The following is a 15,160-nucleotide window of genomic DNA, read 5'->3' as shown; positions in this document are numbered from 1 at the left end:
TTTTTTGCTTAAAGTGAAGGCCTACCCTTATGAAACCTGACCCAACCCCACCCGATACCGAGCGCCCCCGGGGGCAGCGGCTGCTGTTCGTGGCGGGGCTGTTTGGAGTGCTGCTCAATTTTCCTTTGTTGGCCGCGTTCGACTACGGGGGGCGCGTGGCGGGTGTGCCCGTGCTGTATTGGTACATTTTGCTCATCTGGGCCCTGCTTATTAGCCTGACCGGCTGGCTGGTCAGCAAGACTTCCTGAACGCGGGGCGCGCCCCGGCAAACCGGCTATTGCGGTGAATAAACTGTTGGTTATCGGCTTTTCCTTCGGCTACCTGGCCCTGCTTTTCGGCGTGGCCTACGCCGCCGAGCGCCGGTCGGCTACTCGCCAAAGCCTGGTCGCCAACCCCTACGTGTACGCCCTGAGCATGGCCGTCTATTGCACCGCCTGGGCCTATTATGGCTCGGTGGGGCGGGCGGCGCACCAGGGGCTCAGCTTCGTGGGTATCTACCTAGGGCCGGCGCTGCTGGCCCCGGCTTGGTGGCTGGTGCTGCGCAAAATAGTGCGGGTGTGCCGGCAGCAGCGGCTTACGTCCATTGCCGACTTCATCTCGGCGCGCTACAGTAAGAGCGCGGCCCTAGGTGCCCTCGTGACAGCGGTGTGCGTGCTAGGTGTGGTGCCCTACATTGCACTCCAAATCAAAGCTATATCTGGCTCTTTTGTAGTGTTGGTGGGCAGCGGCGGGCGGGTCGAGGCTAGCGTGGCGGCGCTGTTTACGGCCGGCGTGCTGGCGGTATTCACTATTCTCTTCGGGGTGCGCTCGGTCGAGGCTACCGAGCGCCATGAAGGCATTGTGTTGGCCGTGGCCCTAGAAAGTTTGGTAAAGCTGTTGGCCTTTCTAGTGTTGGGCGGCTTCGTCACGTTTGGGCTATTTCACGGCTTTGACGATGTGTTTGACCAGGCGGCGGCCCGGCCGGCGCTGGCCCGGCTCTTTACCCTGCATGGCGCCGGCACTAGCAGTGCCGAGTGGTTCACGCTGCTAGTGCTGAGTATGTCGGCGGTGCTGCTGCTGCCGCGCCAGTTTCAGGTGGCGGTGGTCGAAAATGTAGCTGAGGACCACCTGCGTAAGGCCATGTGGCTGTTTCCACTGTACTTGCTCATTATCAATATTTTCGTGTTGCCCATTGCTTTTGGGGGAATGCTGCGGTTGGGTGACAGCAACTTCGACGCCGACACGTTTGTGCTGGCTTTGCCGCTGGCCACGGGGCACTCGTGGCTAGCGCTGCTCACCTACCTAGGGGGGCTATCGGCGGCCAGCAGCATGATTATCGTGGAGACGGTGGCACTCAGCGTGATGATTAGCAATCACTTGCTGATGCCGCTGCTGGTGCGTGAGGTATCGGGCCGGGCGGGCGGGCAGCAGCGCCGGTTTGCCTACCTAGGGCGGGTGGCGTTGCAAAGCCGGCGTGGTGCCGTGGTGCTAGTGCTGGCTTTAGCCTACGGCTACTACGTGGCCGTGGGCCGGCAGCTGCCGCTGGTGAACACTGGTTTGGTTTCCTTCGCGGCAGTGGCGCAGTTTGTGCCCGCCGTGCTGGGCGGGCTATACTGGAAGGGCGGCACGCGGCGCGGGGCTACGCTGGGGCTGCTGGCGGGGTTTGCGGTGTGGTTTTTCACGTTGGTGGTGCCCACAGTGGTGGGGCCGGGCCGGCTGCCCGAGTCCATTTTAACGGCCGGGGTAGAGGGCATCAGCGCCCTGCGGCCCGGCGCGCTGCTGGGACTGGAGGGGCTCGATTACTTGTCGCACGGCTTGTTCTGGAGCTGGTTTTTCAACATCGGCCTCTACGTGGGCGCGTCGCTGGCCTGGCCACCGAGCGCGCTCGAATTGCGCCAGGCTGACGTGTTTGTCGATGTGTTTCGGCGCCGCAGCCTAGCCGAGGAGGTGGCCGGCTGGCAGGGCCACCCACTGCTGCCCGATGTGCGCGCCCTGCTCCTTGGCTTCCTAGGTAAGAAGCGGACCAACCAAGCCTTGCAAACCTTCGCCAAGCGCTTCCCCGACGCCTTGGCAATTAACAATGACCAAGTAGCAGGCGCCAGCTATCAATCAGCCGCGACTGACCCTCAAGCCCAGCTACTAGACGCTACGTACCAAGCCCCGAATCCGGCCGACCCACGCCTGCTGCTGTACGCCGAAAAGCTGCTGGCGGGCACCCTAGGGCCGGCCTCGGCGCGGCTGCTACTGGCCTCGGTGGCGGGCGAAGAGCAAATTAGCTACGACAACGTGGTAGGCATTCTCAAGGAAAGCCAGCAATTACTCGAAGCCAACCGCCAGCTGCAAAAGCAAAGCCGCCAGCTCCAGCGCCTCACCGACGAGTTGCGCCAGGCCTACCAGCAGCTGCAAGCCCTGGACCAGCAGAAAGACGAATTCTTATACACCGTGACGCACGAGCTGCGCACGCCGCTCACCAGCATCCGAGCCTTGGCCGAGATATTAGCCGACAATCCCGACCTAGAAGAAGAAGAGCGCGAGCGATTCCACAACACCATTGGCCGCGAGGCCGAGCGCCTCACGCGCCTCATTTCGCTAATTCTCGACCTAGAGAAGCTGGAGAGCGGCCAAGCCACGCTGGTGCGCGCCCCCGTGGCGCTAGCCGAGGTGGCCGCCGAAGCCGCCGAGGCCGTGGGCCAGCTCGCCCGCGCCAAAGGCATTGCGCTGCACCTCGACGTGCCCGCCGCCCTGCCGGCCCTGCCCGCCGACCGCGACCGCCTCATGCAGGTGCTCATCAACCTGCTCAGCAATGCCGTGAAGGCCTGCCCGCCGGGCGGCACCGGCCGCATTGGAGTGCTGGCCTGGCCCGCTGCCGACGCCCTGCTGCTGTGCGTGGAAGACAATGGCAAAGGCATCGCCTCGGCCGAGCACCACCAGATTTTTGATAAGTTTTTCCAAGCCCAGCACCAGAACATGCGCAAGCCTGAGGGCTCGGGCCTAGGGCTGGCTATCACCAAAAAGCTAGTGGAGCTGCACCAGGGCCGCATTTGGGTAGAGAGTGCGCCCGAGCAGGGCGCCCGCTTCTTCGTGGAGCTACCGCTGGCGCCGCCAGTGCGCGCTACAATACCGTTCAGTTCTTCTTATTCTGCCTAGCTATGCCTGCAATATTAATCGTTGACGATGAGCCGAATATAGTGATGTCGCTCGAATTTCTGATGCGCAAAAATGGCTACCAGGTCGGCATTGCGCGCAATGGCACCGAGGCCCTCGCCGCCATCGACCAGACGCCCTACGACCTAGTGCTGCTCGACGTGATGATGCCCGATGTGGATGGCTACCAAGTGTGCCGCGCCATTCGGGATAATGCCGCCCGCGCCGCCACCAAGGTCATTTTCCTCTCGGCCAAAAGCCAACCTGCCGACGTACAGTTGGGCTATGCGGCCGGCGCCGACCTGTATATTCCCAAGCCTTTCAGCACCCGCCAGCTCATGGAAAAAGTCCGCGAGCTGCTCAGTACCGCAGACTCTGCGAGTCCACACGTTGCCTAGCTTGCGCGCTGCATGACAAACGCCACCTAGGCGGCTATTACTTCTAACATCATATTCTTAAATTCCCAACCAACTCTTAAAAATGGCTTCTCGCATTCGCACCCTCGAAGAATACCACGCCGCCTACCAGCAGGCCGCCGAGCACCCCGATATGTACTGGGGCAACGTGGCCGAAGAATTTACCTGGCGCAAAAAGTGGGACACGGTGCGTGGCGGCGAGTTTTCGCCCGCGGGCACCAGCACTTGGTTTGAGGGCGCCACGCTCAACATCACCGAAAACTGCCTCGACCGCCATCTCGCCACCCGCGCCAACAAGCTGGCCATCATCTTCGAGCCCAACGACCCCAAAGACCGCCACACCCGCCTGACCTACCGCGAATTGCACGAGCAGGTATGCCAAATGGCTAACGTGCTGCTCAACAACGGCGTTAAGAAGGGCGACCGCGTGGTTATCTACATGCCCATGATACCCGAGCTGGCTGTGACCACGTTGGCCTGCGCCCGCATCGGGGCGGTGCACTCAGTAGTGTTCGCGGGCTTCTCGGCTTCGGCCATCGCCGACCGTGTGAACGACGCTGAAGCCTCCTTCGTGGTCACGGCCGACGGCCTGAACCGCGGCGCCAAGCAAATCCCCGTGAAGAGCGTGGTCGATGATGCGCTACTCACCTGCCCCAGCGTGCGCGGCGTGCTGGTGGTGGAGCACACCGGCTGGCCCGTGCAAATGAAAGAAGACCGCGACATCTGGTTTCACGACGAAGTGCGGAACGTGGCCAAAGCCTGCCCAGCCGTGGAAATGGCGGCCGAGGACCCGCTGTTTATCCTCTACACTAGCGGAAGCACCGGCAAGCCCAAGGGCGTGGTGCACACCCAGGCCGGCTACATGGTGTGGGCCCAGTACACGTTCCAAAACGTATTTCAGGTTGAGGAAAACGACATTTACTGGTGCACCGCCGACATCGGTTGGGTCACGGGCCACACCTATTTGCTCTACGGCCCGCTATTGAGCGGCAGCACCTCGCTGCTGTTTGAGGGGGTGCCTACGTACCCGTCGCCGGGCCGCTTTTGGGAGGTCATTGACAAGCACCACGTCTCGATTTTTTACACCGCGCCCACGGCCATCCGCTCGCTCATGGCTGCGCCCCTCGACCATGTGCTGGCCTATTCGCTCAGCAGCTTGCGCGTCCTAGGGTCGGTGGGCGAGCCCATTAACGAGGAAGCGTGGCACTGGTACCACCAGCACGTGGGCAAGGGCCGCTGCCCCATCGTGGATACCTGGTGGCAGACGGAAACCGGCGGCATTATGATTTCGGCCCTGGCCGGCATCACGCCCAGCGTGCCCGCCCGCGCCGGCCTGCCGCTGCCCGGCGTGCAGCCCGTGCTGCTGAGCCAGGAAGGCACCGAGTTGGAAGGCAATGACCAGGAAGGCTACCTGGCCATTAAGGCCAGCTGGCCGGGCGTTATTCGCACCACTTGGGGCGACCACGAGCGCGCCCGCCAGGTGTACTTTCAGCCCTATCCCGGCTACTACTTCACCGGCGACGGCGCCCGCCGCGACGAGCAGGGCCTGTACCGCATCATTGGCCGCGTCGATGACGTGATAAACGTCAGTGGCCACCGCTTCGGCACCGCCGAAATTGAGAGCGCCATCAACGAAAGCCCCGATGTGGTGGAAAGCGCCGTGGTGGGCTACCCCCACGACGTGAAGGGCCAGGGCATCTACGCCTACGTCATTTGCCGCAACGGCCTGCCCGACAATGACCTCGACCGTCAGCGCGTGGAGGGTAGCATCATCGAGGCGGTGGTGGCCCACATCGGCCGCATCGCTAAGCCCGATAAGATTCAGCTGGTGAGTGGCTTGCCCAAAACCCGCTCGGGCAAAATCATGCGCCGCATCCTGCGCAAGGTGGCCGAGGGCGAAACCTCGAACCTAGGCGACACCACCACGCTGCTCGACCCGCTGGTAGTAGAGGAGATTGTGGCGGGCAAGAAATAAGCCCGGATTTAAATAAAAGAACGCCGCCCGTACTGCGGGCGGCGTTCTTACTTTTGGCACAATCGATTTACTTCCCGCCACCTTATGAGTGTAGATTCTCTCTTTCGCCTCGACGGCAAAATCGCCTTAGTCACGGGCAGCAACCGCGGCATCGGCCAGGGCATGGCCTTAGGTCTCGCTGAGGCCGGCGCCGACATCATTGGCGTATCAGCCACGATGGCTGCCGACGGTGGCGAGACCGGCAAGCAAGTGCGGGCCCTAGGTCGGCAGTTCTTCGCCTACCAGGCCGATTTCAGCCAGCGCGCCAGCGCCGATGCCTTCACCACCCAGGTGCTGGCCGACTTCGAGCAGATTGATATTCTGGTGAATAACGCCGGTACCATCCGTCGCGCGCCCGCCGCCGAGCACTCCGACCAAGACTGGGACGACGTGCTGGCCATCAACCTCGACTCGCCCTTCCGCCTGGCCCGCGCCATCGGCGGCCGCATGATGAAGCAGGGCTCGGGTAAAATCATTTTTACGGCCTCGCTACTCACCTTCCAAGGTGGTATCAACGTGCCGGGCTACGCTGCTAGCAAAGGTGCCATTGGCTCGGTAGTGAAAGCGCTGGCCAACGAGTGGGCCGGCAAAGGCGTGAACGTGAACGGCATCGCGCCGGGCTACATCGCCACCGACAACACTGAGGCCCTGCGCAACGACCCCGACCGCTCGGCCAGCATTCTAGGTCGCATTCCGGCCGGCCGCTGGGGCGAAGCCGCTGACTTCAAAGGTCCGGTCGTATTTCTCGCTTCCGAAGCCGGCGCCTACGTGCACGGTACCATCCTCACCGTAGACGGCGGCTGGATGGGCAGGTAAGTTCAGGCAGTTGCACGCGCCACCATGCGTGGCGAGCACGCAACATCGTCACCTAGAAAGCAATAACCGACATCAAAAGCAATCAGCTTGGCACAGCCAAGCGTACCTGCGAAATCCGTTTACTCCGTTTGAATCTGCGATTTATGACACAACGCTTTGCCATTAGTGCCCGCGAAACGGCCGGCCTGAACACGGCCGGTTTGCGCGAGCACTTCCTGATTGAAAACATCTTCACGCCCGGCGCCATCGAGCTGACCTACACCCACTACGACCGCATGATAGTGGGTGGCGCCATGCCCACTGAGGCCGGCCTGCCGCTGCCGAATCCCGGCAACCTCAAGGCCAACTACTTCCTAGAGCGCCGCGAGCTGGGCGCCCTCAACGTGGGTGGCGCGGGCCAAATCGTGGTCGATGGTACCACCTACGACCTAGGCAACCAAGATTGCCTGTACGTGGGCAAAGGCAGCCAGCAAGTAGAGTTTAAGAGCGTGAATGCCGCCGAGCCAGCCAAGTTTTACCTGCTTTCGGCGCCCGCGCACAAAGAGTACCCCACCACCCGCCGCACCCAGACCGAGGCTACGCCCGTGCAAATGGGCGCCCAAGAAACCGCCAACGAGCGCACCATCTACAAGTATATCTACAACGAAGGCATCGCGAGCTGCCAGCTCGTGATGGGCCTCACCCAACTCAAGACCGGCTCGGTGTGGAACACCATGCCCTCGCACGTGCACGACCGCCGCATGGAGGCTTACCTGTATTTCAACATGAACGACGGCCAGCGCGTACTGCACTTGCTGGGCGAGCCGCAGGAAACCCGTCCGCTGTGGGTCAGCAATGAGCAGGCCATCTTGTCGCCGCCGTGGTCTATTCACACCGGCTGCGGCTCGGCCGCCTACGCCTTCATTTGGGGCATGGCCGGCGAAAACCTGGAGTACACCGACATGGACGCGGTGGCCCTAGCCGACCTGCGGTAGTAAACCCACTGCGTAATATTATTCAAACGCCTACTCTTCTGCTTCTTAAACGGGGCAGTAGGGTAGGCGTTGGTGTGAGTAGCCAGCCACGCAGCCTCCGCGCCCCCGTGCGCTAGCCGCTGCGCCCTGTGCGACGAAAAGGCGCCGGAATCGGCTACTCATAGTGATTATTAGCTTAATACGGCTGACCTTAGCGCTTCGTCACCTAGCACTAGCCTATGTCTCAGTCCGTCGTCCCCAGCCTCCAGAAAACGCTGACGCCACTGGGTTTGTGGGCCATCGCGGTAGGCCTGGTTATTTCGGGCGAATACTTTGGCTGGAACCTGGGCTGGGCAGAAGCTGGCCCGGTAGGACTGCTGGTGGCCACGCTGGTCGTGACGGTGCTCTACATCACCTTCATTCTTAGCTTCACGGAACTTACCACGGCCATCCCGCAGGCGGGAGGGCCGTTTGCCTACGCGCACCGGGCGCTGGGGCCCCTAGGTGGGCTGGTGGCTGGCTACGCCACCTTAGTCGAGTTTCTGCTAGCGCCGCCAGCTATTGCGCTGGCGCTGGGTAGCTACGGGCACTTTTTGCACCCTAGGGTGCCGGTGCTGGGCACGGCGGTGGGCTGCTACGTGGTGTTCACGATTATCAATTTGCTCGGCATCAAAGAGTCGGCTCGGTTCTCGCTGGTGGTCACGGTGCTGGCGGTGGCCGAGCTGCTGGTCTTCATGGGGGTGCTGGCGCCCCACTTTCGGATGGCCAATTTTCTGGCGCACCCAGTGCCGCTGCAACTGACAGGCGTGCTGGCGGCGCTGCCGTTTGCCATCTGGTTTTACCTGGCCATCGAGGGCGTGGCGATGGTAGCCGAGGAAGTGAAAGACCCCCGCCGCACGCTGCCCCTGGGCTACGGCTACGGCCTGAGCACGCTGGTGCTGCTGGCCCTGGGCGTGATGGTGCTCACGGGGGGCGCTACCGATTGGCGCCGCCTCAGTCACCTCGACTACCCCCTGCCCGAGGCCCTGGCACTGGTGCTGGGCAAAGACAGCCCACTCACCAAGTTCTTCGCCAGCATCGGGTTGTTTGGGCTGGTGGCGTCGTTTCACGGCACTATCATTGGCTACTCGCGGCAGGTGTTCGCGCTGGCGCGCGGCGGCTATCTGCCGGGTTTTTTGGCGCGGCTCAATGGCCGGGGCGCCCCGCACTGGGCGCTGGTGGCGGGCGGTGGGGTAGGGCTGCTGGCACTACTCACGGGCACCACCGCGCAAGTCATTATCCTCTCGGTGCTGGGCGCGCTGGTAATGTACATCGTGAGCTTGGTGAGCCTGTTTGTCCTGCGCCGCCGCGAGCCGGCGCTGGCGCGGCCCTTTGCCGTGCCGGGTTACCCGTTGGTGCCGCTAGTGGCGCTGGTACTGGCATTGGTGAGCCTAGGGGCCTTGGTTTATAGTAATTTACTGCTTAGTGGTATCTTCCTAGCGGGGCTGTTGGTGTCTATGATGCTGTATCGGCTGCTGGGGCGTGGTAAGGCGTAGGTCCCCGCCGGGCATCGCCATTCAGGGTAGAGACGCAATACCTTGCGTCTTGCGTTGTTCAGCAACGTACTCTAGCGCAAGACGCAAGGTATTGCGTCTCTACCCTGAATGGTGAAGCTATGCTACTTGCTCATTGGTAATTGCTCATTGAACCCATGTATCGCCACACCATCGGCCAGCGCGCCTACGTCTTCAACGACCTGAAAACGCTGCTCGCCCGCGCCACGCCGCTGCGCTCGGGCGACGTGCTGGCCGGCGTGGCCGCCGCCACCTACGAAGAGCGCGTGGCTGCCCAGTACGCCCTAGCCGATGTGCCGCTGCGCACCTTTCTGCACGAGCCGCTGGTGCCCTACGAGCAAGATGAGGTTACGCGCCTGATACTAGACACGCACGACGCGGCAGCGTTTGCCCCCATCGCACACTTCACGGTGGGGCAGCTGCGCGATTACCTCGTGTCGGACGCGGCCGATGCCACTGCGCTGCATGCGCTGGCGCCCGGCCTCACGCCCGAGATGGTGGCCGCCGTGAGCAAGCTGCTGCGCAACCAGGAGCTGATTGCCGTGGCCCGGCGCGTCGAGGTCATCACGCGCTTTCGCAATACCCTGGGGCTGCGCGGGCACTTGGCCACCCGCCTGCAGCCCAACCACCCCACCGACGACCTGCGCGGCATCGCCGCCAGCCTCGTCGATGGCCTGCTCTACGGTAGCGGCGATGCCGTGCTAGGTATCAACCCGGCCACCGACAATCCTAAGGCGGTGAGCGACTTACTGTACATGCTCGACGCCGTGCGCGAGCAGTACGCCATCCCGACGCAGTCGTGCGTGCTGTGCCACGTCACGACTTCCTTGCAGCTCATCGAGCAGGGCGTGCCCGTCGATTTGACCTTTCAATCCATCGGCGGTACCGAGGCCACCAACACGAGCTTTGGCATCAACCTAGGGCTGCTGCAAGAGGCGCACGAAGCCACGCTCAGCCTGGGCCGCGGCACGCTGGGCCAGGATGTGATGTACTTCGAAACCGGACAGGGCAGCTCGCTATCGGCCAATGCCCACCACGGCCTCGACCAGCAAACCTGCGAGGCCCGCGCCTACGCCGTGGCCCGGCGCTTTCGGCCGCTGCTCGTCAATACGGTGGTCGGCTTCATCGGCCCCGAGTACCTCTACGATGGCAAGCAAATCATCAGGGCGGCCCTCGAAGACCACTTTTGCGGCAAGCTCCTGGGCCTGCCGATGGGCGTAGACGTGTGCTACACCAACCACGCCGAGGCTGACCAAGACGACATGGACACGCTGCTGACGCTGCTCGGCGTGGCCGGCTGCAACTACATCATGGGCATTCCGGGGGCCGATGATATTATGCTCGGCTACCAGTCCACGTCCTTCCACGATGCGCTATACGTGCGGCAGGTGCTAGGTTTGCGCCCCGCGCCCGAGTTTGAAGCGTGGCTGGCGCAACAAGGTATTTTCAGTGCGCAAGGGCAATTGCTGCCCGCTGCATCGGCGCGTTTATTGGGCCAGCTGCCGCCCGCGCTGCGCTAGTGCGAATAAAATCATTTGTCATTGCGAGCAAAGCGAGGCAATCGCATCAGAACGAGCTCGCCTAGGTGCCGCTCAGGTGCGATTGCTTCGTCGGGCCTCCTCGCAATGACAGGCATATAGTCCAAGTCGGTATTCTGAAATCTTTGCCATGAGCAACCTGCCCGACCTACCGCCCGCTGCCCCGGAGCCCGACCCGTGGGCCAGCCTGCGCGCCTTCACCGCCGCCCGCATCGCCCTAGGGCGCACGGGTGCCAGCGTGCCCCTGCACGAGGCGCTGGCCTTCAAGCTGGCCCACGCCCACGCCCGCGATGCCGTGTACTCGGTGCTAGATACGGAGCGACTGTTAGCTGAATTAGCCACCCTAGGTCTGCCTTTGCACCAGGTAAGCAGCCGAGCTCAAAACCGCCAAGAGTACCTTCAGCGCCCCGACCACGGCCGCCAATTAGCCGAAGAGTCAAAAGCTCACCTAGTCGCTGACGCTGAATGCGACGTGGCCATTGTGCTGGCCGATGGCTTGTCGGCCACCGCCATCAACGCGCACGCCGTGCCGCTGCTGGGCCTATTGCTGCCAGAGTTGCGCGCTACGGGCCTGCACCTGGGGCCGCTCGTGCTGGCCGAACAGGCGCGCGTGGCCCTAGGCGACGAAATCGGCCACCTGCTGAGGGCGCGGCTGGTGCTGGTGCTCATCGGCGAGCGGCCGGGGCTGAGCGCACCCGACAGCCTAGGTGCCTATTTCACCTACGGCCCGCGGCCCGGCCTCACCGACGAGGCGCGCAATTGCGTGTCGAATATCCGCTCGGCCGGGCTACCCTATGCGGCTGCCGCGGCCAAGCTAAGCTGGCTCCTGCGCGAGGCATTGCGGCGCCAACTTTCGGGCGTGGCCCTGAAAGACCAAGCCGATTTGCTGACCGAGTAATGACCTTGTTGTACCGTGGACCCTGCGGGTCCGCGAGTTGTTCGCCTCAGGGCAGCTTCTCACGCGCGGACTCGCAGAGTCCACGGTACATTTCCAATACCGGCCTAGGCGCTACTGCGCCGAGAGGCGGAAGGCGGCCGGCGTCAGGCCAGTTTTGCTTTTGAATAACCGCGTAAAGTACTGCGGGTATTCAAAGCCCAGCTGAAAAGCCGTCTCGTTGATAGAAAGCGACGTGCTGAGCAGCAGTTGCTTGGCTTTCTCAATGAGGCCGTAGTGAATGTGCTGCTGGGTGGTTTGGCCGGTGAGGGTGCGCAGCATGTCGCTGAGGTAGGCCGGCGATACGTGCAGCGCGTCGGCAAAGTGCTGCACGGTGGGCAATGGCTGCTCGCCGCTCTGGGCAAAATAATCCGTCAGCAGCCCTTCGAAGCGGCTGAGCAGGTCGTGCTCGGCCGGCCGCCGCGTCAAGAACTGGCGGTGGTAGAAGCGGTTGGCGTAGTTGAGCAGCACCTCTAGCTGCGACACGAGCACGTCTTGGCTAAAGGAATCGATGGGCTGCTCGTACTCGTGCCGGATGCCGGTGAGGATGCCGTCGAGCACCCGTTCTTCCTGCGCCGACAGGTGTAGTGCTTCGTGCACCTGGTAAGAGAAAAAGCTGTAACTCGCTATTTTCTTACCTAGGGGGTGCTTGTGCAGAAAGTCGGGATGAATTACCAGTCCCCAGCCGCTGATTTCGGAGAGGTCCAGCGTTTCGTCGATGGCGAAGACCTGGCCCGGCGCCTGAAAGCCTAGTACGCCTTCGCCGAAGTCGTAGGACTGCCGCCCGTAATAGATAGTGCCTTTGATGCCCTTTTTGAGCCAAATAGTGTAAAACTGCTGCACTATCGGGGTCATGCCCGTGGGGCGCGGCTGGCCCCGCGTCGTGGCCAGGTCAATGATAGTAAGCAGCGGGTGCCGCGGTGCCTCCAACCCGCAAAACCGGGCATATTCCGTAACGGTGTGAAGCACCTGCAAGTCGTTGGCGGCTGGTTTCATAGCTAAGAATATTGTCTTCTTTTAGAATGGGATAGTCAAATAACGTTTGTCATGCTGAGCTTGTCGAAGCATCTCTACTGCTTCATCCAACGGTGCAGTAGAGATGCTTCGACAGACTCAGCATGACAAACGTTATTTTAGGTTGTAGTTAGCAAGTTACAGTCCTGCCGGGTAGGCCGCGCCCACCGCGCTGCCTACCGGCATGATGGCGTCGAGGTCGGCTAGTTCCTGCGGAGTCAGCGTGATGCTGGCGGCGGCTACGTTCTGCTCCAAGTACTTGCGGCGCTTGGTACCCGGGATGGCCACCACGCCCTGCGCCAGCACCCAGGCCAGCGCCAACTGCGACGCGGTGACGCCCTTGGCCGCGGCCAGGATTTGCAGCTTCTGCACCAGCTCCAGGTTCTTATAGAAGTTCTCGCCCTGGTAGCGCGGGAAAAACCGGCGCGAATCGGAGGGCTCGAAGTCGTCGGGCGTCTTGATGTCGCCCGACAAAAACCCTCGACCTAGGGGCGAGTACGCCACGAAGCCGATACCCAGCTCGCGGGCGGCTTCCAAAATGCCTTCTTCCTCCACGTGGCGGTCGAAGAGCGAGTACTCGGTTTGCAGGGCCGTGATGGGGTGCACGGCGTGCACCTGGCGCAGCACGTCGGCCGACACTTCGCTCAGGCCTAAGTAGCGCACTTTACCTTCTTCCACGAGGCGGCTCATGGCGCCCACGGTTTCCATAATGGGCGTGTTGGGGTCGATGCGGTGTAGGTAGTAGAGGTCCACGTAGTCGGTGCCTAGGTTGCGCAAGGAGCGCTCGATGGACTTGCGCACGTACTCGGGCCGGCCATTGTAGCCGCCGGTCCACTGCTCGTTATCGTCCACCTCAAAGCCGAACTTGGTGGCGATTGTGAACTTGTCGCGCTGGCCGGCAATGGCCTTGCCCACCAGGCGCTCGTTGAGCATCGGGCCGTAGAGGTCGGCGGTGTCGAGCATGTCCACGCCTAGCTCTAGGGCGCGGTGCAGGGTGGCCAGGCTCTCGGCTTCGTCGGCTTCGCCGTACACGCTCATGCCGTTGATGCCGCCCGTCATGCCCATGCAGCCTAGGCCTTCGATGGGTACTTCTAGGCCCTGGGTGCCCAAGGCTACTCGTTTGAGGGTATTCATAAGGAGTTGGTAAACTGGTTGTTTTACCTAACAAAGGTCCGGCAGCTACCTAGGGCGGGGCTTATACAAAATCGTGCTTTTGCAACACAAAACACGGCTACCCTAGGGCCGCTACTGCCAACCCTGCACTGCGTGCCCCCCGAAAATGCCGCGCTGAAGTCCCGCCGAGAAGAACCCCTCCGGGAAAGCTGGGTCGGGCACGCTGCCGGCATTCAGCGCGCGCAGCTGCTCGGGCGTAAGCTGGATTTCCAACGCCGCCATGTTATCTCGCAGCTGCTCCAGTTTGCTGGCTCCCACGATGAGCGAGCTAACGCCCGGTCGGGTTAGCGCCCAGGCCAAAGCTACTTGGGCCAGCGGCTGGCCGGCCTCGGTAGCTACTTGGCGCAGCACGTCGAGCACCTGCCAGTTGCGGTCGTTAAACTTCGTATTGCCGAATGGATTAGGACCGCTGAGCCGGCCTTCGCCGGTGGCACCTGCTTCGGCGCGCTCGTACTTGCCGGCTAAGAAGCCTGCCGCGAGTGGGCTCCACGGCACGATGCCCAGGCCGCACTCGCGGGCGGCGGGCACGTGCTCGGTTTCGAGGGTGCGCGCTACCAGCGAGTACTCCATCTGCATGGCGATGGGGCCGGGCACGCCGTGGGCCTGGGCCAACGTGGCGGCCTTGGTAGCGTACCAAGCCGGCATGTCGGAAAAGCCAAAGTAGCGGATTTTGCCGGCGCGCACTAGGTCGCCTAGGGTCTGTAAGACCTCTTCTACGGGCGTCACCATGTCCCACACGTGCAGCCAGTACAGGTCGATGTAATCGGTACCTAGGCGGCGTAGCGAGCCTTCGAGGGCTTGGTGGATGTGCTTGCGCCCATTGCCGCCCGCGTGGGGGTTGCCGGGCTGGGTATTGAAGCCAAACTTGGTGGCTAGTACCAGCTGGTCGCGCAGGCCGCGGCTGGCGATGTAGCCGCCCACTAGCTCCTCACTGCGGCCTTTGGCGTACACATCGGCGGTGTCAATAAAATTGCCACCAGCCTCCACGTAGGCCTGGAAAATGCTTTCGGAAACGTCGTCGGCCGAGCCCCAGCGCGGGGTGCCAAACGTCATGGTGCCCAGCGCCAGCGGGCTCACTACCAGGCCCGAGCGCCCTAGGGTGCGAAAATCAGTAAGATTCATAAGCAAAGAACCTAAGCGCGAGTAAGTCCGCGCTTAGGTTCTTCAAAGGTCCACGTAAATCGGCTGGGGCCGCCTACACAAATCGTAGCTTCTGCTACACAAAAAACAGGACTATACTTCCATCTTGTAGATGCGCTCCATCAGTTGCCATTTTTCGGCCGCAGTAGCGTTGGCGGTAGTTTGCTGGCAGGCGGCTACTACTTGCTCCCATTCGGCTTGGCGGGGCTTGGTGGCCAGCACCTGCATGGCTTGGTCGTGGTCAAAGTCGGGCACCGTGTCCATTATCATGAACGCTTGGTTGCCAAGCAGGTATATCTCCATGTCCAGGATGCCTATTTCCCGCATGCCCTGCGCTATCTCGGGCCATACGCCTTCGGGCGTATGCAGCTTGCGGTAAGCGGCTATCAGCTCCGCATCGGCTTGCAGGTTCAGGGTTTTGCAATAGCGTTTGAAAGGGGTAGGGCGGGCGGCTTCTGGATATTCCATGAGGGGTAAAAAGCGTGG

Annotated in this window: 13 protein-coding genes; 9 read left to right on the top strand and 4 right to left on the bottom strand. The window is 62.2% G+C overall.

What is annotated here, in order from left to right:
- Positions 1–29 precede the first annotated feature (29 nt).
- The 9 genes from FNT36_RS04700 to eutC all read left to right on the top strand — a co-directional run bounded on the left by FNT36_RS04700 (position 30) and on the right by eutC (position 11,311).
- Positions 30–248, top strand: a complete 219-nt coding sequence (locus tag FNT36_RS04700) for a hypothetical protein (RefSeq protein WP_144844840.1) — start codon at positions 30–32, stop codon at positions 246–248.
- Between the two features lie 34 nt (positions 249–282).
- Positions 283–3,126, top strand: a complete 2,844-nt coding sequence (locus FNT36_RS04695; RefSeq protein ID WP_144844838.1) for a sensor histidine kinase — start codon at positions 283–285, stop codon at positions 3,124–3,126.
- Between the two features lie 2 nt (positions 3,127–3,128).
- Entirely contained in the window at positions 3,129–3,521 is a 393-nt protein-coding gene (locus tag FNT36_RS04690; RefSeq protein ID WP_144844836.1) for a response regulator transcription factor, read from the top strand.
- Between the two features lie 82 nt (positions 3,522–3,603).
- Entirely contained in the window at positions 3,604–5,514 is a 1,911-nt protein-coding gene (gene acs / locus FNT36_RS04685) for an acetate--CoA ligase (protein WP_144844834.1), read from the top strand.
- An 84-nt stretch (positions 5,515–5,598) separates the two neighbouring features.
- Positions 5,599–6,369 carry an SDR family NAD(P)-dependent oxidoreductase gene (locus tag FNT36_RS04680; protein WP_144844832.1) on the top strand — a complete coding sequence of 257 codons (771 nt, stop codon included), beginning with the start codon at positions 5,599–5,601 and terminating at the stop codon, positions 6,367–6,369.
- Between the two features lie 143 nt (positions 6,370–6,512).
- Positions 6,513–7,343, top strand: a complete 831-nt coding sequence (gene kduI, locus FNT36_RS04675; protein WP_144844830.1) for a 5-dehydro-4-deoxy-D-glucuronate isomerase — start codon at positions 6,513–6,515, stop codon at positions 7,341–7,343.
- A gap of 218 nt (positions 7,344–7,561) precedes the next feature.
- Positions 7,562–8,857, top strand: coding sequence for an ethanolamine permease (gene eat, locus FNT36_RS04670; protein WP_144844829.1), 1,296 nt, complete (start codon positions 7,562–7,564; stop codon positions 8,855–8,857).
- Positions 8,858–9,012: 155 nt separating this feature from the next.
- Positions 9,013–10,395 carry an ethanolamine ammonia-lyase subunit EutB gene (locus tag FNT36_RS04665; protein WP_144844827.1) on the top strand — a complete coding sequence of 461 codons (1,383 nt, stop codon included), beginning with the start codon at positions 9,013–9,015 and terminating at the stop codon, positions 10,393–10,395.
- 148 nt (positions 10,396–10,543) lie between these two features.
- The gene (eutC, locus tag FNT36_RS04660) at positions 10,544–11,311 is read left to right on the top strand and encodes an ethanolamine ammonia-lyase subunit EutC (RefSeq protein WP_144844825.1); all 768 of its coding nucleotides are present in this window, start codon (positions 10,544–10,546) and stop codon (positions 11,309–11,311) included.
- A 111-nt stretch (positions 11,312–11,422) separates the two neighbouring features.
- Here eutC and FNT36_RS04655 read toward each other — a convergent pair whose 3' ends face one another.
- From FNT36_RS04655 to FNT36_RS04640, 4 genes are all read right to left on the bottom strand, one after another.
- Positions 11,423–12,343 carry a helix-turn-helix domain-containing protein gene (locus tag FNT36_RS04655; RefSeq protein WP_144844823.1) on the bottom strand — a complete coding sequence of 307 codons (921 nt, stop codon included), beginning with the start codon at positions 12,341–12,343 and terminating at the stop codon, positions 11,423–11,425.
- Between the two features lie 156 nt (positions 12,344–12,499).
- On the bottom strand, positions 12,500–13,495 hold the full coding sequence (locus FNT36_RS04650) for an aldo/keto reductase (RefSeq protein ID WP_144844821.1): 996 nt from the start codon (positions 13,493–13,495) through the stop codon (positions 12,500–12,502).
- Positions 13,496–13,606: 111 nt separating this feature from the next.
- Positions 13,607–14,656, bottom strand: coding sequence for an aldo/keto reductase (locus tag FNT36_RS04645; RefSeq protein ID WP_144844819.1), 1,050 nt, complete (start codon positions 14,654–14,656; stop codon positions 13,607–13,609).
- 111 nt (positions 14,657–14,767) lie between these two features.
- Entirely contained in the window at positions 14,768–15,142 is a 375-nt protein-coding gene (locus FNT36_RS04640) for an L-rhamnose mutarotase (RefSeq protein WP_144844817.1), read from the bottom strand.
- Positions 15,143–15,160: the final 18 nt, after the last annotated feature.

The sequence above is a fragment of the Hymenobacter setariae genome, assembly GCF_007713685.1.
Lineage (GTDB): Bacteria > Bacteroidota > Bacteroidia > Cytophagales > Hymenobacteraceae > Hymenobacter > Hymenobacter setariae.
Note: the sequence above shows the minus strand (reverse complement) of the source record. Positions and strands in the feature narration are given on the sequence as shown.